Consider the following 24,343-nt stretch of genomic DNA (forward strand, 5'->3'; position numbering starts at 1 on the left):
GTTCTATACCTACGAGGCAGAGGCTTAAATGGTTACGGTTGTTGATAGAGTTGCGAATAGACGTTTACGCCATCCTGAAAAGGCACATCGTCCGGATACAAGCGTTCAAAAAAAGCCGGATTGGATTCGTGTAAAAGCACCAACATCACAGGCATATAAGGAAACATATGGTATTGTACGTGCTCATAAATTAGTAACCGTATGTGAAGAAGCAGGGTGTCCAAATGTTGGTGAATGTTGGAGTCAACGGCATGCCAGCTTTATGATTTTAGGTGAAATTTGTACGAGAGCTTGTGCTTTTTGCAATGTTGCAACGGGTATTCCACTGCCGGTTGATGAGAATGAGCCGGAACGTATAGCAGATGCTGTTGCACAAATGGAATTAAAACATGTTGTAATTACGTCTGTTGATCGCGATGATCTAGCTGATGGTGGTGCGGAGCATTTTGCAAAAGTTATTCATGCTATTCGTCGAAAGGCTTCCAAGACAACCATCGAAGTGCTAACACCTGATTTTCATCATAAGGATGGTGCTTTAGAGATTGTTGTTGATGCTAAGCCTGATGTTTTTAATCATAATTTAGAAACAGTTCCTTCTAAATATTTAAAAGTTCGTCCTGGGGCACGTTACTTTCATTCGATTCGTTTATTACAACGTGTTAAAGAACTTGATCCGACGATTTTTACAAAATCAGGAATTATGGTTGGTCTTGGGGAAGAACGAAATGAAATTCTTCAATTGATGGATGATTTGCGCTCTGCTGATGTTGACTTTATGACAATTGGGCAGTATTTGCAGCCTACGCGAAAGCATCATCCTGTTATTCGTTTTGTACCTCCTGAAGAGTTTGAGTCTTTTGCTAAGATTGGTAAAGTGAAGGGTTTTTTGCATATGGCTTCCAATCCTTTAACGCGTTCCTCTCATCATGCTGGGGACGATTTTGCAATCTTGCAAAAAGCACGTGATGAAAAATTTGCTTTACAGAGATAGTTATGCCGACTTTTACAACACATCGGCAGGTTGCCCACAGTGCCTGTGAAATGTTCGATCTTGTTTCAGATATTGAGCGTTATCCTGAATTTTTACCGATGTGTGAAGCTTTAAAAGTACGTTCTCGCAGAGAATATGAAGAAAAGGTGTTGCTTCTTGCTGATATGACAGTTGGCTATAAGGTCATTCGAGAAACTTTTACGACCCAAGTTTTTCTCCAGCCGAAGAAAAATCTGATAGAGGTTAAATATATTGATGGTCCATTTAGATATCTTGAAAATCGCTGGGTATTTCGTGATATTGAGAATATTCATTCATGTTATGTAGAGTTTTTTATTGATTATGAATTTAAAAACAAAATGCTTGGGTTAATAATGGGATCAATGTTCGATATTGCTTTTCGTAAATTTACAGATGCTTTTGAAATGCGTGCGCATCAGATTTATGGTTCGTCGGTAACCTAATTAACTCTGCTGACTTTATCATATGATTCGTATCATATATTATCTGTAATTGTGGTGATGCGAAATTCGGAAATCGGAGTGGGGAAGCTCATTGGAGAGATTTCAAGATCATTTTTAAAGCATTTTCAACGGTTGCGTAACGAATGTCCTTGCGATCAAGATTGCCAAAGTGCATTTCTGTGTGTGAGGTTTTATGATCTTTGTAAGCAACTGCACAATGCACAAGCCCTACGGGTTTATTAAGACATGCTCCCCCTGGTCCAGCAATTCCTGTTACGGAAACTGCAATTCCAGCTTGTGAATATTTTAAACCACCCTCAGCCATTGCTATGGCAACTTCTTTTGAAACGGCACCATAATTTTTTATAAGTTCAGCGCATACACCAACAAGACGCGTTTTAGATTCATTTGAATAAACAACGAATCCACAATCAAATACATCTGATGACCCTGCAATATTGGTGATATTTGCAGCAATGAGCCCTCCTGTACAAGATTCAACAGTTGTTAAAAGAACCCTTTTTTGTCGACAAGCTGCAAGAACTTCACGTGCTTTCTTTTCATAAAAATATGTCATTGAGGAGTTTCTCCTGGATAAAGGACGCTTGCTGTTGCAAAAGCTGCAATGCCTTCACCACGACCAATAAATCCAAGTTTTTCATTTGTTGTTGCTTTTATAGATATTCGATCAGGTGAAATTTTGAGCATATTCATAAGATTTTCTACCATTATATGACGATAGGGACCAATTTTAGGCTCCTCGGCGATAAGTGTGATATCAACATTGGCGATACGACCCCCTGCTTGTTTAACAATATCAAGAGCATGACGGAGGAAAATTTCCGAAGATTCATTTTTCCATTGAGGATCAGAAGGAGGAAAATGTGTGCCTATATCTCCTGCGCCCTGAGTAGCGAGAATGGCATCTGTTAATGCATGAAGAGCAACGTCAGCATCAGAGTGTCCCTTTAACTTTTTATGAAAAGGAATTTTTATGCCACATAATATAAGAGAAGTTCCTTCTTCAAAAGAATGAACATCATAACCATTGCCGGTGCGGATATCGGGAAACATGTGCATTTTTTTTTGGAGATATAAATGTGCAGTATCAAAATCTTCGTGCCATGTAATTTTTATATTCTTGGGATCTCCAGGGATGGTACGCATAGGAATCCCAAACCATTCAGCAATGGAAGAATCATCAGTGAATTCTTTTTTGCAAGCTTTTTTTGCTTTTTCATGGGCAGCCAAAATATATTCAAAAGGAAAACACTGTGGAGTTTGTGCACTATAAAGATGAGTACGTGGGATTGTTTCTAAAACATGGTATTCGTTATTTACGCGTTTGATGGTATCAGAGATAGCAAGAACGGGGATAATGCCTTCTTGATGGTTTATGGTGGTATGGATTTTCTCGAGGAGTTGGTTTTCAATAAAGGGGCGTGCGCCATCATGAATATGCACATATTGGGGATTGAATTTTTTGAGTGCATGAAGCCCATGTAAGGTGGAATCTTGACGTGTATGACCTCCTTCAACCACAATAAGATGCTCTTTAAAATCGGTAATAGCTTGTTCACAGATTTTATGGTCTTCTGGGTGAATAACAAGAGCAATAGTTGTGATGGCAGGATTTTGCAAAAAGCACTGCACAGTATGAAAAATAACTGGCTTACTTCCTAGAAGTCGGTACTGTTTTGGAATTTTTTGTGGAGATTCTGCTCTTTCACCGCGTCCAGCGGCTAATATTATTGCTGCAATAGAAATATTTCGTCTCCTTTTATTATCTTAGTTTATCATTTTATGATCATTAATTTTAATTTTTTTTCGAAGGGGAGTCCGTTGCAGATCAGCAAGGGATATCACGGATAATACATCAAAAAAAGCATTTAATGCTTTTTGAAGTGCGGTATTTAAACCACAAAAATCGATCAATGGGCAATGGGGCTCTACAGCATCAAAACATTCTGCCATGTAGAAGTTGTCTTCTGTTACTTTCACAACATCAGCTACAGAAATCTCTGCTGCAGGTTTAGCTAGTTTTACACCGCCATTGCGTCCTCGTACTGTCTGTATAAAACCTGCTTCAACAAGAGGTTGAAGGATTTTAAATAAAAAAAGCTCGGAAACGGCATATGCTTTAGCAATTTCCGGAACACGACTCAAAGATCCCTGATTATCTGCACAATACATAAGCATTCGGAGAGCATAATTTGTTTGTTTTGTTAACCGCATTGATTTTTTCCATAAATTATCACTGAGTGCATGTTATTTTAAATATATTCTGGAAAATATAGAAGTTATTTCTTCATGTATTAGATTAGCTTTATTTTAAATATGCTGGTACTATTGTCAATTTTTGTCACAAAAGGTTATATAGAAACAATGGGACAAGGTAATACAAGCTAATCATGAATACAACATCTGTAATGAATCTCCAAGACATAGATCGAGATACGGGTAACGATGAGTTGTATCGCTTGAGCAAAGGGTTAGGTATCACAATCATTGTGTTGGCTTTGCTGACAGCGTCGATTTCGTTTATCATTCTTATAGGATTAACCTTTGTTGTGCCTAGTAGAGCTGTAACTCTTATTCTTATAGGGATTAATAGTTTCTGGGTTTTAGGGCTTGTTATCATTGTTTTTTATGAGATGATCCCTATCATTCGTGCTTGGCGTTCAAGGCGTGCAGGTTCACGTCTTCATGTTCGCCTTATTTCATTGTTTGCACTTGTTGCAACAGTGCCGGCTGTTGCAGTGGCTCTTGTATCGGGGACGGCACTGAATTTAGGACTTGATAGATGGTTTGATACAACAACACGGCAAATTGTAGGTTCTTCTATCGATTTAGCGAATGCTTATGCAGATGAAATGCTTCAAAATTTGAAAAATTTATCTTATGCTATGGCATTTGCACTTGATAATAAAAAGCTTTTAGAACGTAGTCCAGCTGAATATAGGATGCAGTTGACGCGTCACGCTATAGGAAGAAATCTGCGTGGGGCATTTTTGTTAAGCTCTAGCGGAGCTGTGTTTATATCGAGTAATCTTGGTGATGAGGATAAACTGCCTATACCACCCTCCAATCTTATTGAGCGTGCAACAAGTGTGAGGCCTTTTTCTTTTCAACCAGGGGTTCATGATTATTTTGGTATTGTTTTAAAATTTACCAATATTCCGAATACATTTTTGTATTTGGTGCGTGATGTTGATAAAGAAGTTTTATCCGCTTTGCGTCTGACAGAAATCAATACAGATCGTTATCGTGCTTTAAATGAAAATCGTTTGTTGACGCAAATTGCATTTGGCATGCTGTATTTGTGTCTTTTTTTTAGTTTATTCTTATCAGCTATTTGGTCTGGTATTGCGGTTGCTGATCGCTTGGTGCGTCCTATTCGTCGCCTTATTAGTGCGGCTGATGATGTGGCTTCTGGGAATATGGAAGTCTTTGTGCCAGTACGAGCAAAGGATGGAGATATTGGGCAGTTATCAAAAACTTTTAATTATATGGTCAGTGAATTGAAAAGTCGGCGCAATGAGTTGATTGCCGTTCGTGATCAAATTGATGAGAGGCGGCGTTTTTCTGAAGCTGTTTTATCTGGCGTAACAGCTGGAGTGGCTGGCATTGATAATAATGGTGATATTACAATTATTAATCGGTCTATGGAAACGATGTTTGATATTCGTTCCGAGCAAGTTATTGGACATAGTCTTTTGTCGCTCAGCTCTGAAATTTGGCAAGTTTTTCAATTTGCGCGTTCGCTAGATCGTAAAAATCACCGTGAGCAGGTTACTTTAAGTGTTGCGGGACAAGAACGTGTTTGTAATGTGCAAATTACGATAGAAGAAGATGATGGACAAGGACATTCTTGGGTTCTTACAATTGATGATATTACAGATCTTGTTGAAGCACAACGTACATCAGCGTGGGCAGATATTGCACGTCGAATTGCACATGAAATAAAGAATCCGCTTACCCCCATTCAGTTATCTGCTGAACGTATTCGTAAGCGATACAACAAAGCTATTACACAGGATCGAGAGGTTTTTGATCGGTGTATTGATACAATTATTCGACAGGTTGGGGATATTGGTCGTATGGTTGATGAGTTCTCTTCTTTTGCTCGTATGCCCAAACCACAAATGAATATTTTAGATATACGTGGATTACTGCGTGAGGCATGTTTCTTGATAGAAGTTACGCGACATGATATTCAATTTGAGCAAGATCTAGGAAATATACCACTTGTTGGTGCATTTGATAATCGTCTCATTGTTCAAGCTCTTTGCAATGTTATAAAAAATGCGAGCGAATCTATAGGTTCAGTCTTGAGAGAGGAGGGGATTCAAGGTCATATTCTTGTCCGCTCTTATCGTCAGGAAGGATATGTGGTTGTAGATGTTATCGATAATGGTAAAGGACTTCCTAAGGAGCAAAGGCAAAAATTATTAGAGCCTTATATAACAACGCGGGAAAAGGGAACAGGGCTTGGTTTAGCTATTGTGCGTAAGGTTATTGAAGATCATGGTGGTTATATGGAATTACATGATGCACCAAAGAGTTTTTATGAAGGTCGTGGCGCGATGATCCGTTTGATATTTCCAGCCGATGGGGTTAAGCAGGGTAGTGTCTCACAAATCACAAATCATGATATAGGGGAATAAGATGGCAGATATCTTAATCGTTGATGATGAAGCAGATATTCGTGAACTTGTTGCTGGAATTTTAGACGATGAAGGTTATGAAACGCGTGTTGCTTGTAATTCTGATGAAGCATTGGCTCAAATTGGTGAGCGTATTCCAAAGCTTATTTTTTTAGATATTTGGTTGCAAGGAAGTCGTATTGATGGATTAACGCTGCTTGATGAAATTAAAATGCGATATCCTGCTCTTCCAGTGGTTATGATTTCTGGTCATGGTAATATTGAAACGGCTGTTTCTGCTATAAAACGAGGAGCATATGATTTTATTGAGAAGCCGTTTAAAGCAGATCGGCTTGTATTGGTTGCGGAACGGACGCTTGAAAATTCAAATTTAAAACGTGAGGTTTTAGAATTACGTAAGCGTTCGAATGAGACATTAGAATTGCTTGGAACATCAACAGTTATAAAACATTTGCGTCAAATCATAGAAAAAGTAGCACCAACCAATAGCCGTATCATGATTACAGGTCCATCAGGTGCAGGAAAAGAGATGGTTGCACGTGCTATTCATACGCTTTCAATGCGTTCGAATGGGCCATTCGTTACAATAAATGCTGCAACAATTACTCCAGAAAGAATGGAAATAGAATTGTTTGGTAGCGAAATGGAAAGTGGTGAGCGTAAAATTGGTGCATTAGAAGAAGCGCATGGTGGAATATTATATCTTAATGAAATTGCTGATATGCCTCTTGAGACTCAAAGTAAAATTCTTCGTGTATTGACGGGGCAAACATTTGAGAGGGTTGGTGGTACAAAACGTGTCAAAGTGGATGTTCGTGTCATTTCTTCCACGGCACAGAATCTTGAAAATCTCATTTCTGACGGACGCTTTAGAGAGGATCTTTTTCACCGTCTTTCGGTTGTTCCTATTACTGTGCCACCGCTTGCAGCGCGTCGTGAAGACATTCCAGAGCTTGTACATCATTTTGTTAAAACAATATCGCAGCAGGTTGGTATTAAGCCACGTGAAATTGGTGATGATGTGATAGCCATTTTGCAAGCACATACGTGGCCGGGTAATGTACGACAGTTACGCAACAATATTGAGCGTCTTCTCATCCTTGCACGCGATGGTGATGATCCAATAACAGCAGAATTTCTTCCTAGTGAAGTAAGCGATTTTTTACCAAGCTTTCAAATGAATACGGATGAGAGCATAATGGATTTACCGTTGCGTGAAGCGCGAGAATTATTTGAAAAAAGGTATTTAGAAGCGCAAATTGGGCGCTTAGGTGGAAATATATCGCGTACAGCTGAATTTATAGGTATGGAGCGTTCAGCTTTGCACCGTAAGCTCAAGGCACTTGGAGTTTCATAGATTATGCGTGTTATTATTTGCGGGGCAGGACAGGTCGGTTATGGGATAGCCGAACGTCTTTCTGCTGAAAATCATGATGTCACCGTTATTGACATTGAAGCAAGGTTGATTGAAAAAATTCGCAATACGTTGGATGTTAGAGGTTTCGTTGGTCATGGATCGCGACCTGAAATACTTTTGGCAGCTGATGCAGACAAAGCTGATATGTTGATTGCTGTGACTTTATTTGATGAAGTTAATATGGTTACGTGCCAAGTAGCACATTCATTGTTCAATGTTCCCACAAAAATAGCCCGTATTCGCTCACAGTCTTATTTGGAGCCTCGCTATAAAACGCTTTTTGCTAGAGAAAATATTCCCATTGATGTGGTTATTTCGCCAGAAGTTGAAGTTGGAGAAATGGTTCTACGCCGTATTGCTTTGCCTGGTGCAATAGATGTCCTTCATTTTTGTAATGATGATATTGTTGCGTTAGCTCTAGAATGTATGGAAGATTGTCCTGTTATTAATACACCTTTGCGTCAGTTAACAGAGCTTTTTCCAGATCTTCGAACGACAGTTACTGCTATTAAACGAGGTTCAGAATTATTAATAGCGCATTCAGGGACGCAATTGCACGTTGGTGATGTGACCTATCTTGTTGTCGCTCGTGATCAGATGCGTCGCGCAGTTGGGCTTTTTGGTCATAAGGAACAAGATGCTCATCGCATGATTATCGCAGGGGGTGGTCATATTGGTCTCTATGTTGCTCAGGCTATCGAAAAGCGTCTTCATAAATTAAGATTGAAGATTATAGAATCACAAAGAGAGAGGGCATTAACAATTGCTGATCAGCTCGAAAAAACAACAGTTTTATATGGTAATGTACTAGATCCAGTGATACTCCAAGATGCTGGAATTGATCAGGCTGATTTAATGATTACATTAACTAATCAAGATCAGGTTAATCTCTTAAGTGCCATTATCGCTAAAAGGCTGGGCTGTAAAGCCAATATGGTTTTAATTAATAATGTTGCATATCAGGAATTTAGTCGCGCAGTTGGTGTGGATGCTTATCTTAATCCACATAGTGTTACGATATCAAAAATTTTGCAACAAATGCGGCGTGGGCGTATTCGTGCGGTTCATTCGGTTTTTAATGGTCAGGCAGAAATTATTGAAGCTGAAGTAATGCAAACATCCTCATTGGTTGGTAAACCCTTATCTGAACTTAATTTATCAGATGGCTTGAGAATTGGTGCAATTTATCGTAATAAAACAATAATACAGCTTTCGGCGGATACACGTATTTTGTCTGGCGATCGGATAGTAATTTTTGCTCTTGCTGATAAAGTTCGCGATGTTGAACAATTATTTCGTGTAAGTTTAGAATATTTTTGATATATCTCCTATGGATATTTGCACTTTTTGGTATGGTGGACAATTAAGATTGGTGGATAGACTTTGTTTATCCTCAATGGTTAGGACTGGGCAACGCGTTAAGCTTTTTAGTTATGATAAAAAAATAGATAATTTGCCTGTTGGTGTTGAGTTGCATGAAGCCGAATCAATTCTACCACGTTCAGCTATTTATCGCATTGACCCCAATTTTTCTGATGATGATCCAGGATGTACAATTGTTCAGTTTTCGGATTTTTTTCGTGTTATGCTGATGAAATATCAGCAAGGTGTATGGTTAGATACAGATGTTTATTTGGTTAAACAATTTCATCCAGATGTGGATAAGATTTGGTTTGCAAGAGAAAATGCTGCAAGAGTAGGTGTTTCTGCACTTTATTTTCCATCCGATAACCCTATTATAGAAGTGTTTGAAAATTATTTGGCAGGTACAGGAATGGTTCCTTATTGGCTCGGGTTTAGACGTCGTGTTTGGAAACCATTCTGGTTAAAGAGAAAAAAAAAGCCGATTTTACCAAAAAATCTTGGAGTGACTATATTTGGAAATGATGGAATTTCGCGATTAGCCAAACAATATGGTTTTTTTCATAAAGCAAAAGAAAAAGAAACTTTTTATTATTGGACAGGGAGAAAGGCTGAATATATCTTTGATCCAAGTTTTGGCGTTGAGCCGCTTGCGGATCCACGTTTGATAGGATTTCATATTCATAGAAAGGCAAAGACTATTCAAAAACCGCAGGAAGGAAGCTTTTACCATTGGGCAGTATCTCGTATTCCTGAAGTATATGATTTTTTCAGGTGAAGTTATTATTGCTATTTTAACTACTGAGGTTTTAATCTCGTTTAAAGAGCATTGAGTGTGTCTTAGGTAAGAGAGGGAGTGTTAACCTGTGAAGGAAAGCCCTTTAGAGAAAAACATTGAATGCATAAAGAGCGATTGTTATATGAACGGAAAGTAAAAACATGAGTGATTCAATGAAAACAGCATTAAGTCTTGTTCCTATGGTGATTGAGCAGACTAATCGTGGCGAGCGTGCCTATGATATTTTTTCTCGTCTTTTAAAAGAGCGGATTATTTTTATGAATGGTCCCGTTGAGGATGGTATGGCGATGCTTGTTTGTGCACAATTGCTTTTTTTGGAGGCTGAAAATCCTAAGAAAGAAATTAGTCTTTATATTAATTCTCCAGGTGGTGTCGTGACATCTGGTATGGCAATTTATGACACGATGCAGTTTATCCGTCCTCCTGTTTCTACGCTTTGCATGGGACAGGCAGCATCTATGGGGTCGTTGCTTTTAACAGCTGGAGCAAAAGGTCATCGTTTTACATTACCTAATGCACGTATCATGGTGCATCAACCCTCCGGTGGTTTTCAAGGTCAAGCCTCAGATATTGAACGGCATGCGCAAGATATTATAAAGATGAAACGGCGTTTAAATGAAATTTATGTGCAACATACAGGTCAGGATTATGAGGTGATTGAAAGAACTCTTGATCGTGATCATTTTATGACAGCAGAAGAAGCAAAACAATTTGGTTTAGTTGATGATGTGATACAATATCGTGCAGAAACTGAAGAAGAAAAAGATTAAGAATTTTTATAGAAAAAGAAGCTACCTTAAATAAAGAGTTTTGTAAGAAATATAGCGAAAATAATAAAAACACCTAAATAAATTGAGACATGCGTGTTTTATATGTCTTGTAATTTTTGTTATGAAACACTTCCTTTGAAAAGACGAAGTATTCATATACTGTTGTGAAAGGAAAGAGAAATGAGCAAAATTGGCAATAGCGGGAGCGAAGCAAAAAATACTCTCTATTGCTCGTTCTGCGGCAAAAGTCAGCATGAGGTGCGTAAGCTCATCGCAGGTCCTACTGTATTCATCTGTGATGAATGCGTGGAGCTTTGCATGGATATTATTCGTGAAGAAAATAAATCTTCTGGAATTAAGGCGCGTGATGGTGTTCCTACTCCACAAGAGATTATAGCAGTCCTTGATGATTACGTCATTGGCCAACAGCATGCAAAGCGTGTTCTTTCAGTGGCTGTCCATAATCATTATAAACGTCTTGCGCATCAGTCAAAGAGCAATGATATTGAGTTAGCAAAATCGAATATTCTTCTTGTTGGTCCAACGGGGTGTGGTAAAACTTATCTTGCACAAACTTTAGCGCGCATTATCGATGTACCTTTTACGATGGCAGATGCAACCACTTTGACTGAAGCAGGCTATGTGGGTGAAGACGTTGAGAATATTATTCTAAAGCTTCTTCAAGCTGCTGACTATAATGTTGAACGTGCACAGCGTGGAATCGTTTATATTGATGAGGTCGATAAGATTTCTCGTAAAGCGGACAATCCTTCTATTACAAGAGATGTTTCGGGGGAAGGTGTCCAGCAAGCCTTGTTAAAAATTATGGAAGGAACGATTGCTTCTGTTCCTCCTCAAGGTGGACGCAAACATCCACAACAAGAATTTCTTCAGGTTGATACAACAAATATTCTATTTATTTGTGGGGGTGCGTTTGCTGGTTTAGAACGGATTATTTCAGGACGTGGAGAAAAAACGTCTATTGGTTTTTCTGCTACCGTTAAAGCACCTGATGAGCGTTGTGTAGGTGAAATTTTTCGTGATTTAGAGCCTGAAGATCTTATAAAGTTTGGATTGATACCAGAATTTATTGGTCGTCTTCCTATTGTAGCAACCTTAGAGGATTTAGATGTTAATGCGCTTGTTCAAATTTTATCACAACCCAAAAATGCTTTGGTGAAACAATATCAGCGTCTTTTTGAGATGGAAAATGTCGAATTAGCATTTCATGAAGACGCTTTAAGTGTTATTGCTAAAAAGGCAATTGAACGTAAAACTGGTGCACGTGGTTTGCGTTCTATTATGGAAAAGATACTTCTTGAAACGATGTTTGAACTACCATCTCTTGAAGGTGTTGAAAAGGTAGTCATTTCAAGTGATGTGGTTGATGGGAAAGCGCGCCCTCTTTACATTTATTCCGAACGTGTAGAAGATAAAGAAAATGTATCGGCATAATATTGTGCGATATTGAGAAGTGGTCATAAGTATCAGTTCAAAATGGATGTTTTTAGATATTATAGTCGTGATGCTTGATTTATGTATTTGCAGTTACCACTTCATGTGTTGTAGAAAGCGAGAGGTTTTCTAAAAATAGTTTGTTGTAGCGGATAGATCATAGGCTCCAGAAAGGAGAATTATGCAGTATATTGATGAAAAAATAGATGAGGTAAGAGAGGAGCTTTATGCTGTTTTACCTCTTCGTGATATTGTTGTTTTTCCTCATATGATTGTTCCACTTTTTGTGGGCCGAGAAAAATCAATTCGTGCTCTTGAAAAAACGATGGCGCTTGATAAACAGATATTGTTGGTTACACAAAAAAATGCTTCTGATGATGATCCAAAATCAGAAGACATTTACAATATCGGTACTCTTGCTAATATTCTTCAACTTTTAAAGCTTCCTGATGGAACAGTAAAGGTTTTGGTTGAAGGTATTGCGCGTGCAAAAATTATCCAATTTGCTGCGAATGAGGATTATCATCAGGCTTGTGCAACTGTTATAGAAGAGTTTAGAGAGAATGATGTTGAAGTTGAAGCTCTCTCAAGGTCGGTGGTTTCTTATTTTGAAAGTTATGTAAAACTTAATAAAAAAATTTCTCCTGAAGTTGTCAATGCTATTGGTCAGATTGATAATCCTTCTAAGCTTGCCGATACGATAGCCTCCCATTTGATGATTAAACTTGCAGAAAAGCAAGAAATATTAGAGTTATTGCCTGTACGTGATCGTCTTGAACGTGTTCTTTCTTTCATGGAAGGAGAAATTTCTGTTTTGCAGGTTGAAAAGCGTATTCGTTCACATGTAAAACGGCAAATGGAAAAAAATCAACGGGAATATTATCTGAATGAGCAGATGAAGGCTATTCAGAAAGAGTTAGGGTCCGGTGATGATAGTCGTGATGAGCTTTCAGAATTAGAAGAACGCATTAAGAAGACAAAACTTTCGAAAGAAGCACATGAAAAGGCTGAAGCAGAATTAAAAAAGTTACGAAATATGTCTTCTATGTCTGCTGAGGCAACAGTTGTTCGTAATTATCTTGATTGGTTATTAGCAATGCCTTGGGGCAAAAAATCGAAGATTAAAAACAATTTAGATTTTGCTGAAAAGGTTATGAATAATGAGCATTTTGGTCTTGAAAAAGTCAAAGAGCGAATTATCGAATATCTCGCAGTGCAAAGTCGTGCATCAAAGATAAAGGGGCCTATTATTTGTTTGCTAGGTCCTCCTGGTGTAGGGAAGACCTCCTTAGCACGCTCTATTGCAAAAGCAACGGGGCGTGAATATGTTCGTATTTCATTAGGAGGGGTCCGGGATGAAGCGGAAATTCGTGGGCATCGCCGAACATATATTGGCTCTATGCCTGGAAAAATTATTCAGTCTATGAAAAAATCTAAAAAATCTAATCCACTTTTCTTGCTTGATGAAATCGATAAAATGGGGCAAGATTTTCGTGGAGATCCTTCATCAGCTTTATTAGAAGTACTTGATCCTGAACAAAATAGTACATTTATTGATCACTATTTGGAAGTTGAATATGACCTTTCTGATGTCATGTTTATAACGACTGCAAATACGCTTAATATTCCAGGGCCGTTAATGGATCGAATGGAAATTATTCGTATTGCTGGTTATACTGAATGTGAAAAAATAGAGATCGTTAAGCAGCATCTTTTACCAAAAGCATTGAAAGATCATTGTTTGACTAAAAAAGAGCTTAGCATTTCTGATGGTGCTATAAAGTCAATGATTCAATTTTATACGCGTGAAGCGGGAGTGCGTAATCTTGAGCGTGAATTGATGAAGATAGCGCGAAAATCAGTTACAAAAATTCTTAAAACACAGCAAAGATCTATAAAGGTTACAGAAGATAATATGAGTGATTTTCTGGGTGTTAAACGTTACCATTACAACCAGATCGAAGGAGAAAATCAAATTGGTATTGTGACAGGCCTTGCGTGGACAGAAGTTGGTGGAGAGCTATTGACTATTGAGGGTGTAATGATGTCCGGTAAAGGCAAGATGACGGTGACTGGGAATTTGCGTGATATCATGAAAGAATCAATTTCAGCGGCAGCATCTTATGTACGTTTTCGTGCTGTTGATTTTGGGATTGAGCCTCCGCTTTTTGATAAGCGTGATATCCATGTTCATGTTCCAGAGGGTGCTACACCCAAGGATGGTCCATCAGCAGGGATTGCAATGGTGACGGCAATTGTTTCCGTACTAACGGGAATAGCTGTGCATAAAGATATTGCAATGACTGGCGAAATTACTTTACGTGGGCGTGTTTTACCGATTGGTGGATTGAAAGAAAAATTACTTGCAGCCCTTCGAGGAGGTATAAAAAAGGTTCTTATTCCTGAAGAAAATGCAAAAGATTTGGTTGATATGCCTGATGATGTCAAAAATAATATGGAAATTATACCAGTAAATCATGTGAGTGAAGTTCTTAAGCATGCTTTGGTTCGTTTCCCTGATCCTATTGATTGGACAGAGCCATCTCCGGTACCTGTATCTATTAGGACAGAGAGTGATAGTGAAGGAATCCAGATTGCGCACTGATTCATTTATTTAATTTGTGACTGCCTTTTCAAGATGTTTAGAAGGCATTTTTACGGTTATTGTTCTTTATTATTTGGAAAAAAGTAAAAAATTCCGTGAATAACTGTGATTATTGCTAAAAAAACAATGTCTTGGATAAAAATAAGGCTTCTGTTTACTGTACTTTTCAATAAACTAGCCATAACATGGTTAAATTGTGTTATTTGGTAATATAGGGAAAGGAAATATTCAATGAATAAAAGTGAATTAATTAGTTCAGTTGCTGACAAGGCAGGTATTTCAAAGGCACAAGCAGGATCTGTTATTGATGCTTTTATTGCTTCTGTAACAGAAACTTTGGCTTCAGGAGGAGATGTTCGTCTTCCGGGTTTTGGTCTTTTTGGAGTTTCTCATCGTGCGGCTACAAAGGGGCGTAATCCTTCAACTGGTGCTGAAATTAATATTCCAGCACGTTCTGTACCTAAATTTTCTGCGGGAAAAACGCTTAAAGAAGCTGTTAATAAATAATTTGGATCGCATGAAAAACCCGCTTGATTTATAAGCGGGTTTTTAAAAAGTGTTCTGCACGTATCTTTCGTGTGGGGTTTGGGATATGTGTTTATTTCAAGCATTTGCGATGTTTTTTTGCTTTCAATATTTTTTAAGGCTATTTTTAGAGTCTATGTAAGAGGTTTTTGTTTTAGCATTTTCAATGAAGTGCTTGGCTATAGAAGGCTTTGTAAATTACTGAAAGAGTGATTTTATTTTTATTCCGCTATCATACACTAATGTTTTCGTATTTGTGAAAAAGTTGTGGCTGTATTTAATAGCGTATTACGTGTTATATGTGCATTCAGTATATATTTAATTGTTTATAATGCTGTCGCACGTTCGGGAGCTTCTAATAGTGAATGATTGGACTGCCGTTTGAGATCCGTTTGTATGGTGGATGTTTGTTAAAAAACTAAACTTTCACGTTATATAACAAATGATAGATCTATATAACAAATGATAGGTTATGTATTTCTGTTGGTTGAGGCAATCAGTAGTACAATAAGGTTCTAAGTTATTTCTCAGGAGTATAGTGTGGTAAGCAGGAAGGGAATAAGATCTTATAAAATCAAGAGATAATAGGTTTAGAGGAATTTCTTAGAGATTATTCTTTTTTCTGATCTGTTAGCCACTGAATACAATCATTAAGAGCTCTAGCAGTTATATCCTGTTTTTTTGCTAATTTTTTTTCTTTACTTGGCAAGCGTTTTCCTGAATTCCTAGTGGAATCAATAGGTGGGAAAAGTCCAAAATTGATATTCATTGGTTGGAAGGATTGTCTTTCTGCCTCTTTTACTACGATATGTCCACCTGTAATATGATTTAAAAGAGCACCGAAGGCTGTAGTTTTTGGGGGGAGGCAAGGGTCGTTATGGTGGTATTCAGCAGTAGCAAATCGCCCAGCGAGAAGCCCTATTGCTGCTGATTCTACATAACCTTCACATCCGGTAATTTGCCCAGCAAAACGTAATTTTGGCTTTTTTTTCAAACGAAGAGTTTTATCAAGGATGATTGGTGAATTAAGGTAGGTGTTACGATGAAGTCCGCCAAGACGTGCGAACTCAGCTTTTTCAAGACCAGGAATCATTCTAAAAATACGGACTTGTTCGCTGTATTTTAGTTTTGTTTGAAAGCCGACCATATTGTAAAGGGTTCCCAGTTTATTATCTTGGCGAAGTTGGACGACGGCGTAGGCTTTAGTTGTGGGATTATGGGCATTGGTTAACCCCATAGGTTTCATAGGGCCATGTCGAAGGGTTTCAAGTCCGCGTTCAGCCATAATTTCAATTGGTAAACATCCATCAAAATAGGGTGTTTTTTCAAAGTCACGGAATTCTATTTTTTCCGCATTTTTCAATGCTTGAACAAATACTTCATATTGTTCTTTATTAAGGGGGAAATTAAGATAATCCTTTCCTGTTCCTTCAGGTCCGATTTTATCGTAGCGTGATTGATACCAACAAATGTCCATATTAACACTATCAGTATAAATAATAGGTGCGATGGCATCAAAAAAAGAAAGAGATTCTGTTCCCGTTATTGCTTGTATTGCTTGAGCAAGTGCTGGTGAAGTAAGGGGACCAGTTGCGATGATAATATGATGCCAATCTTCAGGAAATTCTTGAATTTCTTCACGTTTTATCGTTATAAGAGGATGATTTTCGAGTGTTTTCGTAATGGTTTTGGAAAAACCATAGCGATCAACAGCAAGAGCACTACCTGCTGGTACTTTGTTAATATCTGCAGCCTCCATAATGAGCGATTTTGCCAATCGCATTTCAGCATGTAAAAGTCCTACGGCATTTGCTGATGAATCATCAGAACGGAATGAATTTGAACAGACCAACTCTGCAAATTCATCTGTTTTGTGGGCATCAGATTTTTTTAGAGGCCGCATTTCATGCAAAATAACAGGGATTCCTGATTGAGCGATTTGCCAACTTGCTTCACTGCCTGCAAGACCGCCACCGATGATATGAATTGGAGTATTAAATGTATGAGACATAATTTTCCTTTTAGCGGAAGCTTTTCTGTATGAAAAGGGTAGATTTTGGTTTTGTAATTTACCAAGGTAATGTGTCTTTGGATTTTTAAATATATTTGTTTGCTTTTGTTCTCGAATTAGTGGTATAGAAACGCCGCCTATATATATAAGGTTACTAGCTGTGTAAGTTTAGCGGATGTGGCGAAATTGGTAGACGCACCAGATTTAGGTTCTGGCGGGAGACCGTGGGGGTTCGAGTCCCTCCATCCGCACCAAAGGGATTTTTTGAGCACTACAGATTTCTACGTGTTTGAAATTCTGCTTCATGGTGGTTTAACACTCAAGTGTTAGAGTAATGATTATCAGTTATCAGAGTGGGTTTATCCCTCTCCTCAGAAGAATGAAGGTTGTTTATGCAGGTTACCGAGACGCTTAATGAAGGACTGAAGCGCGAAATTAAGATCGTGGTTCCGGCGAGGGATTTAGAAGAAAAATTAAATAAACGGTTGGAGGATACCAAGGGTAGAGTTAAGCTTAATGGTTTTCGTCCGGGTAAGGTGCCAGCTGCATACCTACGAAAAATGTATGGTAAATCTTTTATGGCAGAAATTCTTAATGAGATTCTTGATGAAACTCCCAACTCTATTTTGGCTGAGCGTAACGAGCGTTCAGCGATGCAGCCACAAATTGATGTAAGTGAAGATGAACAAATTTTGGATGGTAAAGCCGATTTTGTTTTTAGCCTAAAGTATGAAGTTTTGCCAAAGTTTGAAATTAAGGATTTTGAACATATTGAGGTTACCCGTGAAATTGCGATTATTCCTGAAAAGGAGATTGATGGTCAAGTAGAGCGTGTCCTTTCTTCTACGCGGAGTTACGTACTGAAAGATGGTCTTTCTGAGGAAGGTGATCGTGTCACAATGGATTATCTTGGTAAGCTTGAGGGGACCCCTTTTGAGGGAGGAGCAGATAATGATGCCCAATTGATTCTGGGCTCAAAACAATTTATTCCTGGTTTTGAGGAGCAGTTAGTTGGTGTAAAAGCGGGTGATACGAAAACAATTTCCGTTAAATTTCCTGATAATTATGGCGCTGCACATTTGGCTGGTAAGAATGCAGAATTTGATATCACTGTTAAGGCTGTCTCTAAGCCAGGTGCGCTTAAGATTGATGATGAAGCAGCGCAAAAAGTTGGTTTAGAATCTCTAGATCGTTTGCGTGAGGTTGTTCGTGGGCAGATTGAAAGTCAATATGGTTCAATGACACGTCAGAAAGTTAAACGTCAAATTCTTGATGCTTTAGATGCTGATTACGATTTTGAAATTCCTGAAGGACTTTCGGAAATTGAATTTAACAATATATGGGCTCAAGTTAATAATGATTTGAAAAAGGCTGAGCGTAGTTTTGAGGATGAAGGTGTTACAGAGGAGCAAGCACAGGAAGAATATCGTGTGCTTGCACAGCGTCGTGTTCGTCTTGGTTTGGTTCTTTCTGAAATTGGAATGAAGGTTGGTATTAACGTTAGTCAAGATGAGCTAAACGCGGCGATTTTTGATCAGGTGCGCCAATATCCTGGACAAGAGAAGGAAATTATGGATTTTTTCCGTAAGACTCCGGAAGCTGTTGCAAATCTGCGAGCACCAATTTTTGAAGAAAAAGTTATTGATTATTTGCTAGCAAAGATAAAAGTTACAGATAAAGAAGTGACAGCTGAAGAGTTTATAAAGGAATATGACGAGACAGATTTAAAGGAAGAAAAACCAACAAAGAAAAAATCTGCATCGAAAGACAAATCTACAGAAAAAACTCCAACTAAGAAAAAGACATCGAAAAAAGATTAAATATTTAAAAAGAATAAGCCCGATGAAATCGGGCTTTTTTGTGAGATTTATATTCTAGGCTTGCACTTAGAGTGTTTTTAGATTAGCCATCAGGTACATTTGAAAATATTGATAATGGATTGGCAATGAATATCGTTGATACGCGTACTCCTGATTCTAAACGTTTTATCTCTGGAGTTACAGGTGATTGGGAAGTTATTATTGGCATGGAGGTTCATGCGCAAATCATATCAAATTCGAAGCTTTTTTCAGGTGCATCAACCAAATTTGGTGCAGAACCAAACAATCATGTATCGCTTATTGATGCCGCTATGCCTGGCATGTTACCTGTTCTTAATCAAGAGTGTGTGCGTCAAGCTGTTCGAACTGGTTTGGGATTAAAGGCACATGTTAATCTAAGATCTGTTTTTGATCGTAAGAATTATTTTTATCCAGATTTGCCACAAGGATATCAAATTTCTCAATTTCATTATCCTATTGTAGGAGAGGGGAAGATCACTATATCTGTTGGCCCAGATTCGAGTGGTCAATTTGAGGACATTGAAATTGGAATTGAGCGTTTGCATCTTGAACAAGATGCGGGGAAATCGATGCATGATCAGCATCCAACGATGTCTTTTGTGGATCTTAACCGTTCTGGTGTAGCTCTTATGGAAATTGTTTCTAAGCCAGATATGCGTTCATCAGATGAAGCCAAAGCTTATATGACTAAATTGCGTACGATTGTTCGTTATTTAGGGACTTGCGATGGCAATATGGATGAAGGGTCTATGCGTGCGGATGTTAATGTATCAGTTCGTCGCCCTGGTGAAAATTTTGGAACGCGCTGTGAGATCAAAAATGTGAATTCTATTCGTTTTATTGGTCAAGCCATTGAATATGAGGCGCGTCGTCAAATTGCAATTTTGGAAGATGGTGGTGTCATAGATCAAGAAACGCGGCTTTTTGATGCCGCTAAAGGTGAAACGCGGTCTATGCGTTCAAAGGAAGAGGCGCATGACTATCGTTATTTTCCTGATCCTGATCTTTTACCACTAGAATTTGATCAAGAATTTGTTGATGCCTTGGCAGCTGAATTGCCTGAATTGCCTGATGATATAAAGAATCGTTTTATCGAGGAGATGGGATTAACAGTGTATGATGCCTCCATTCTTGTGATGGAAAAGGCTATTGCTGACTATTTTGAAAAAGTAGCGCATGGACGTGATGGAAAAACAGTTGCTAATTGGGTGATTAATGATCTTTTGGGTGCCTTGAATAAAAATAATCGTGAGATTGAAGAAACTCCAGTATCGCCAGATCAATTGGGAGGTATTATTGATCTTATCAAAGAAGGCACTATTTCTGGTAAAATTGCCAAAGATCTTTTTGAAATTATTTGGAATGAAGGTGGAGATCCGCGTCAAATTGTAGAAGAGCGCAATATGAAGCAGGTCACAGATACAAAGGCGATTGAGAGAGCTGTTGATGAAATTATTGCCAATAATTCTGATAAAGTTGCACAAGCAAAACAAAAACCTGCTTTAGCTGGTTGGTTTGTTGGGAAGGTTATGAAAACAACTGGTGGTAAAGCAAATCCTCAAACTGTTAATGAATTGGTTAAACTGAAACTTGGCATAGATTAAGTTTTATGACGTAGAGGAAAGTTCATAAATGTGATATTCTCAAGATTGAGAAATACTTTTGTTTGTCAGGTGGAGTCGTTATTTATCTTATCTGTGATGTTTTGTTTTCAGTAATCTAAAATATTATGATGAGTTTATTCCGAAAAATGATTCATAGGTATATGAAAGAAATGGACTAGAAGATGCCTACTTTTCTGAAGCAAATCTTTACATGGTGGAGCGGTAATACCATGGGAACGCGTTTTTTTACATGGCGTAAGGGTAAGCGTGTAGGGGAAGATCAGTTTGGAAATGTTTATTATGAGGGAGGCACCCATAAGGATGGGTATTCACGGCGTTGGGTTATTTATAAAGATTATTCTGAAGCTTCTACTATTCCGCCAGGTTGGCACGGTTGGATTCATCATCGTTGTGATAACCCTCCGACGCAGGAGGATTATCAGCCGTATGAATGGGAAAAACCTCATGTTGCAAATATGACAGGGACAAGAGAAGCTTATCGTCCAAAAGGTGCTATTTCTTACAGCAATGAGCGTCTTTGTATGCATGAGGATTATGATGCATGGTCTCCTAAAAATTAAAATGTTTTGATGTATTCGTGTATTTTTCTTATTTTGTACTATTTTATAAATAAAATTTTCTAAATGCGATTGATTTAATGTGATGAGAGCTGTTTTACTATTAAGGTTGAGGCATTTTTTAAATGTTTGTTTTACAGGAGTTGTGGTGGTTTTGTCCTCAATTTCTGGAGTACAGGCCGAGCGTGTCAGCAATGGAATTGCTGTTTTTTCGGGGCTTGATAAAATTACTGGGCGGACTACACGTTTTGAAGTTTCTCTTGGTGAAGTTCATCAATATGGTGCTTTACAGGTAACACCGCGTGCATGTTATACAAGCTCCAAGGATGAGGCAACGCGTACGACCAGTTTTGTTGAAGTTAATGAAATTGCATTAGATAAAAAGGTACGGCGTATTTTTACAGGATGGATGTTTGCAGATAGCCCTGGCTTGAATGCTGTAGAACATCCTATTTACGATGTGTGGTTAAAAGATTGCAAACAAAATTCTTCGAACCTTTCTTCTCAATGATTTTTTTTCATAAATATATATCAAATCAAAGTAGTATTTTGTTTGTTTTGTAATTCTATTCTAGTGGTTAAATGCAGTTTTTAAAGTAAGAGTTGTAAAATACTGAAAGTGAGGGAGAAGTTCTCTCTTTTTTTATAGGTGGTTTATCTATTTTATGTTTTGATAGTTTTTAAGTTGAGTTTTTTTATTTTCATGTCGGTAGAGTTTTTTCTTTTTGATTAAGAATGCATTCAACAGGTGAATAATCAGAATGAATTTTTTCTACAATAATATCTTAGTCATTTGAATGATTCCATTTAGACTGGTCATGGTGCGGAAATTTTGAGAATAATATTTTATACAAAATACAAGCATTCATTGTAAGATATTGGGATTTTAAGAGTAGGAACTGAATGAATATTAAGTTTAAAGATCCCTCATGATCAAAAAGAGTATATCATTTTTATGCAAAAACTTATCGCTTCTACAAAGCGTATGAGATTTTATACAATGAAAAATGTCGACCATCAGTATGGTAATGCTTCATTTTTATCAGAGCAATCTAAGAGACCATTATTAAATGTTCCATTGATTATAGTTGTTTTGATAGTGTTTTGCTCTTGTATCTATTTTATTCCTCATCACCTTTTTCCTTATAAACTTTATATTGCAAGCCTTGAGTTTTTTTCATTTATACCAAGGGTATTTAAGACTGAACCGTTAAAATTTTGTCATACAATTATTAGCTATTCGTTTATGCATGGTAGTTTGAAACATCTTACTATTAATATGGCTTGGCTTTTGGTGTTTGGATCTCTTTTGGCAAAACATTTGGGTGGTTTGCGTTTTTTAATTTTTTGGATATTAACAGCAATAATTTCGGTGTTAACTTATTTTGTATTTCATCAAGAGAGTATGGTATCGCTTGTTGGGGCATCGGGTGCTGTATCTGGAATGATGGGGGCCGTTGTACGTTACGGTTTTGCTTTGAGATCTCTTGGTACTAGTGTGCAGAATAAAAAGTTTCTAGGTTCCTTATTGCCTCTTAAAAAAGCCCTATGTTCAAGGGAGATACTTATTTACATAAGTATATGGTTAAGTATTGATTTTATCATAGGTATTTCCTCTGTTTTTCTTGAAGAAGACAGTGTTTCGATTGCGTGGGAGGCTCATATTGGTGGTTTTATTTCAGGGTTTTTGCTAATCAGTTTTTTTGATATTTCACAGAAAAAATTGAAAACTACGACCTAAGATATCTATGAGCCACATAAAGCGCTGTTGTTGCCGCATTTGAAACATTTAATGACTTAATATTTCCGGGCATATCGAGGCGTGTTAATGCGCAAACGGTTTCGCGTGTTTTTTTACGTAAACCTTTTCCTTCTGCCCCTAGAATAAGAGCAATTTTCTTTCCTGTTAATACTGTTTCTAGAGGGTATTCGCCTTCTGAATCGAGTCCAAAACTGCTAAAACCCAGTTTATGCAGCTCTTGGATTGCTTTAGCGAGGTTTCGCACGGTAATATAGTTAATCATTTCTAAAGCTCCGGATGCAGCTTTAGCAAGAACTCCGCTTTCTTGTGGTGAGTGGCGACAAGTGGTAATAAGGGCTTCGGCTTTAAATGCAACGGCAGAGCGCATAATAGCGCCGACATTATGTGGGTCGGTGATTTGATCCATAACAATAACAAGATCAGTATTGGTGAGTTCAGACAATTGGCATGGCTTAAGAGGTTCGGTTTCGACAACAACACCTTGATGAACAGCATCACTTCCAACAAGTGCATCGAGTTTTTTTGGGGAGCATAATGCAACAGGACAAGGTAAATCTGATTCGGGTATATTTAACCGGTTCAAGGCATTTTGTGTAACATAAAGTTTTTTTAAAATTCTTTTTGGGTTTTTTAAAGCGGCATGAACTGAATGGATTCCATACAGACGGATTGTTTCTTTTTGCAAGGAATCTGCTTCTTTTTTGAGGTATGTTGCAGTTCGAAAAGAAGAGCCTTTTGCATCACGATATTGGCGACGTAAACGGGCATAATGAATATTTTTTGATGTTTTTTCTTTCATAGCTTCTTTATAGCGTGTTCATGGCACAAATGGGTAGAAAAAAGCTGTGATTTAAAATTATTAGCAGGAAATTTATACAGAATCATATTTATTTTGTTGACAGATGCGGCAGTAATCGCCATAAACACCCCGCAGCCATTGAATTGAATGGGTCAAGATTTGGTTGTCGTGATGTTTCATCGCGTAACTCTACCGATGGAATGGAGGGGTGCCCGAGTGGTTAAAGGGGGCGGACTGTAAATCCGTTGCGTATGCTACGTTGGTTCGAATCCAACCCCCTCCACCATTCATCGTAAGGAGAGTCAATGCGTAGTGTGCGGGTATAGCTCAATGGTAGAGCAGCAGCCTTCCAAGCTGAATACGCGGGTTCGATTCCCGCTACCCGCTCCAAGTAATTGATGGTTTGGAAGATAATCATGATGGGGTAGTATCTCCATCATAAATTGGGTAGGATTTTCCGTTTAAAATTGAGCGGGATCTTCCGTTTGTAAGAGTTCTGGTAGTCGGATTTGGTATAGTGGTTCGGTTTCTTCAGTTCTGCAGTTCTGTTTCTGGGTGCTAGCGATAAGAGAAAAATAAAACATAGAGATTGATGGCGATGGCAAAGAGCAAATTTGAACGTACGAAGCCGCATGTTAATATTGGTACGATTGGTCACGTTGACCATGGGAAAACTTCCTTGACGGCAGCGAT

At 38.1% G+C, this 24,343-nt stretch carries 21 protein-coding genes and 3 tRNA genes; 19 read left to right on the forward strand and 5 right to left on the reverse strand.

Annotated elements, in window-relative coordinates; all coding sequences use genetic code 11:
- Nucleotides 1-28 precede the first annotated feature (28 nt).
- Both lipA and ABID39_RS05640 read left to right on the forward strand, forming a co-directional pair.
- A complete protein-coding gene (gene lipA / locus ABID39_RS05635) occupies nucleotides 29-991 on the forward strand; it encodes a lipoyl synthase (RefSeq protein WP_354186878.1) in 963 nt (320 codons plus the stop codon).
- A 2-nt stretch (nucleotides 992-993) separates the two neighbouring features.
- Nucleotides 994-1,455, forward strand: coding sequence for a type II toxin-antitoxin system RatA family toxin (locus ABID39_RS05640; RefSeq protein WP_354186880.1), 462 nt, complete (start codon nucleotides 994-996; stop codon nucleotides 1,453-1,455).
- Between the two features lie 88 nt (nucleotides 1,456-1,543).
- Here the strand turns inward: ABID39_RS05640 and ABID39_RS05645 are convergent, their stop codons facing one another.
- From ABID39_RS05645 to rirA, 3 genes are read right to left on the reverse strand one after another with little or no spacing between them, the layout of a single operon-like run.
- A complete protein-coding gene (locus ABID39_RS05645; RefSeq protein ID WP_354186882.1) occupies nucleotides 1,544-2,032 on the reverse strand; it encodes a CinA family protein in 489 nt (162 codons plus the stop codon).
- Nucleotides 2,029-3,222 carry a bifunctional 2-C-methyl-D-erythritol 4-phosphate cytidylyltransferase/2-C-methyl-D-erythritol 2,4-cyclodiphosphate synthase gene (locus ABID39_RS05650; RefSeq protein ID WP_354186916.1) on the reverse strand — a complete coding sequence of 398 codons (1,194 nt, stop codon included), beginning with the start codon at nucleotides 3,220-3,222 and terminating at the stop codon, nucleotides 2,029-2,031. The genes ABID39_RS05645 and ABID39_RS05650 overlap by 4 nt, the downstream gene beginning before the upstream one ends.
- Nucleotides 3,223-3,243: 21 nt before the next feature.
- The gene (gene rirA / locus ABID39_RS05655; protein WP_354186884.1) at nucleotides 3,244-3,690 is read right to left on the reverse strand and encodes an iron-responsive transcriptional regulator RirA; all 447 of its coding nucleotides are present in this window, start codon (nucleotides 3,688-3,690) and stop codon (nucleotides 3,244-3,246) included.
- 176 nt (nucleotides 3,691-3,866) lie between these two features.
- Here rirA and ABID39_RS05660 point away from each other — a divergent pair, with 176 nt between their 5' ends.
- From ABID39_RS05660 to ABID39_RS05695, 8 genes are all read left to right on the forward strand, one after another.
- Nucleotides 3,867-6,122: a sensor histidine kinase gene (locus tag ABID39_RS05660; protein ID WP_354186886.1), complete on the forward strand. Its 2,256-nt coding sequence runs from the start codon at nucleotides 3,867-3,869 to the stop codon at nucleotides 6,120-6,122.
- 1 nt (nucleotide 6,123) lies between these two features.
- Nucleotides 6,124-7,479 carry a nitrogen assimilation response regulator NtrX gene (gene ntrX, locus ABID39_RS05665; RefSeq protein WP_354186888.1) on the forward strand — a complete coding sequence of 452 codons (1,356 nt, stop codon included), beginning with the start codon at nucleotides 6,124-6,126 and terminating at the stop codon, nucleotides 7,477-7,479.
- A 3-nt stretch (nucleotides 7,480-7,482) separates the two neighbouring features.
- Nucleotides 7,483-8,859, forward strand: a complete 1,377-nt coding sequence (gene trkA / locus ABID39_RS05670) for a Trk system potassium transporter TrkA (protein ID WP_354186890.1) — start codon at nucleotides 7,483-7,485, stop codon at nucleotides 8,857-8,859.
- 10 nt (nucleotides 8,860-8,869) lie between these two features.
- Nucleotides 8,870-9,679 carry a glycosyltransferase family 32 protein gene (locus tag ABID39_RS05675; protein WP_354186892.1) on the forward strand — a complete coding sequence of 270 codons (810 nt, stop codon included), beginning with the start codon at nucleotides 8,870-8,872 and terminating at the stop codon, nucleotides 9,677-9,679.
- 161 nt (nucleotides 9,680-9,840) lie between these two features.
- On the forward strand, nucleotides 9,841-10,470 hold the full coding sequence (gene clpP / locus ABID39_RS05680) for an ATP-dependent Clp endopeptidase proteolytic subunit ClpP (RefSeq protein WP_354186894.1): 630 nt from the start codon (nucleotides 9,841-9,843) through the stop codon (nucleotides 10,468-10,470).
- A 180-nt stretch (nucleotides 10,471-10,650) separates the two neighbouring features.
- Nucleotides 10,651-11,925, forward strand: a complete 1,275-nt coding sequence (gene clpX / locus ABID39_RS05685; RefSeq protein ID WP_354186896.1) for an ATP-dependent Clp protease ATP-binding subunit ClpX — start codon at nucleotides 10,651-10,653, stop codon at nucleotides 11,923-11,925.
- A gap of 181 nt (nucleotides 11,926-12,106) precedes the next feature.
- Nucleotides 12,107-14,530 carry an endopeptidase La gene (lon, locus tag ABID39_RS05690; RefSeq protein ID WP_354186898.1) on the forward strand — a complete coding sequence of 808 codons (2,424 nt, stop codon included), beginning with the start codon at nucleotides 12,107-12,109 and terminating at the stop codon, nucleotides 14,528-14,530.
- Between the two features lie 231 nt (nucleotides 14,531-14,761).
- The gene (locus tag ABID39_RS05695) at nucleotides 14,762-15,037 is read left to right on the forward strand and encodes an HU family DNA-binding protein (protein WP_354186900.1); all 276 of its coding nucleotides are present in this window, start codon (nucleotides 14,762-14,764) and stop codon (nucleotides 15,035-15,037) included.
- Nucleotides 15,038-15,665: 628 nt separating this feature from the next.
- Here ABID39_RS05695 and trmFO read toward each other — a convergent pair.
- Nucleotides 15,666-17,066: a methylenetetrahydrofolate--tRNA-(uracil(54)-C(5))-methyltransferase (FADH(2)-oxidizing) TrmFO gene (gene trmFO / locus ABID39_RS05700; RefSeq protein WP_354186902.1), complete on the reverse strand. Its 1,401-nt coding sequence runs from the start codon at nucleotides 17,064-17,066 to the stop codon at nucleotides 15,666-15,668.
- Between the two features lie 171 nt (nucleotides 17,067-17,237).
- On the opposite strand from trmFO, the gene ABID39_RS05705 reads away from it, so the two are divergent.
- From ABID39_RS05705 to ABID39_RS05730, 6 genes are all read left to right on the forward strand, one after another.
- Nucleotides 17,238-17,320: transfer RNA gene (locus ABID39_RS05705), tRNA-Leu, on the forward strand.
- Nucleotides 17,321-17,458: 138 nt separating this feature from the next.
- Nucleotides 17,459-18,886, forward strand: a complete 1,428-nt coding sequence (tig, locus tag ABID39_RS05710; RefSeq protein ID WP_354186904.1) for a trigger factor — start codon at nucleotides 17,459-17,461, stop codon at nucleotides 18,884-18,886.
- A gap of 125 nt (nucleotides 18,887-19,011) precedes the next feature.
- Nucleotides 19,012-20,511: an Asp-tRNA(Asn)/Glu-tRNA(Gln) amidotransferase subunit GatB gene (gene gatB, locus ABID39_RS05715; RefSeq protein ID WP_354186906.1), complete on the forward strand. Its 1,500-nt coding sequence runs from the start codon at nucleotides 19,012-19,014 to the stop codon at nucleotides 20,509-20,511.
- 182 nt (nucleotides 20,512-20,693) lie between these two features.
- Nucleotides 20,694-21,092, forward strand: coding sequence for an NADH:ubiquinone oxidoreductase subunit NDUFA12 (locus tag ABID39_RS05720; protein WP_354186908.1), 399 nt, complete (start codon nucleotides 20,694-20,696; stop codon nucleotides 21,090-21,092).
- Between the two features lie 82 nt (nucleotides 21,093-21,174).
- Nucleotides 21,175-21,600: a DUF2155 domain-containing protein gene (locus ABID39_RS05725; protein WP_354186910.1), complete on the forward strand. Its 426-nt coding sequence runs from the start codon at nucleotides 21,175-21,177 to the stop codon at nucleotides 21,598-21,600.
- Between the two features lie 489 nt (nucleotides 21,601-22,089).
- Nucleotides 22,090-22,830, forward strand: coding sequence for a rhomboid family intramembrane serine protease (locus ABID39_RS05730; RefSeq protein WP_354186918.1), 741 nt, complete (start codon nucleotides 22,090-22,092; stop codon nucleotides 22,828-22,830).
- Here the strand turns inward: ABID39_RS05730 and ABID39_RS05735 are convergent.
- On the reverse strand, nucleotides 22,820-23,650 hold the full coding sequence (locus ABID39_RS05735; RefSeq protein WP_354186912.1) for a TrmH family RNA methyltransferase: 831 nt from the start codon (nucleotides 23,648-23,650) through the stop codon (nucleotides 22,820-22,822). The genes ABID39_RS05730 and ABID39_RS05735 overlap by 11 nt on opposite strands.
- 202 nt (nucleotides 23,651-23,852) lie before the next feature.
- Between ABID39_RS05735 and ABID39_RS05740 the strand changes: the two genes are divergently transcribed.
- The 3 genes from ABID39_RS05740 to ABID39_RS05750 form a co-directional block, all read left to right on the forward strand.
- A tRNA-Tyr gene (locus tag ABID39_RS05740) sits at nucleotides 23,853-23,936 on the forward strand.
- 30 nt (nucleotides 23,937-23,966) lie between these two features.
- Nucleotides 23,967-24,040 (forward strand) — tRNA-Gly (locus ABID39_RS05745).
- Nucleotides 24,041-24,248: 208 nt separating this feature from the next.
- Nucleotides 24,249-24,343, forward strand: a 95-nt coding sequence (locus tag ABID39_RS05750) for a GTP-binding protein (RefSeq protein ID WP_002972655.1), incomplete at its 3' end; no start/stop codon positions are given.

The organism is Bartonella japonica, assembly GCF_040545385.1.
In the GTDB taxonomy this organism is placed as follows: domain Bacteria; phylum Pseudomonadota; class Alphaproteobacteria; order Rhizobiales; family Rhizobiaceae; genus Bartonella; species Bartonella japonica.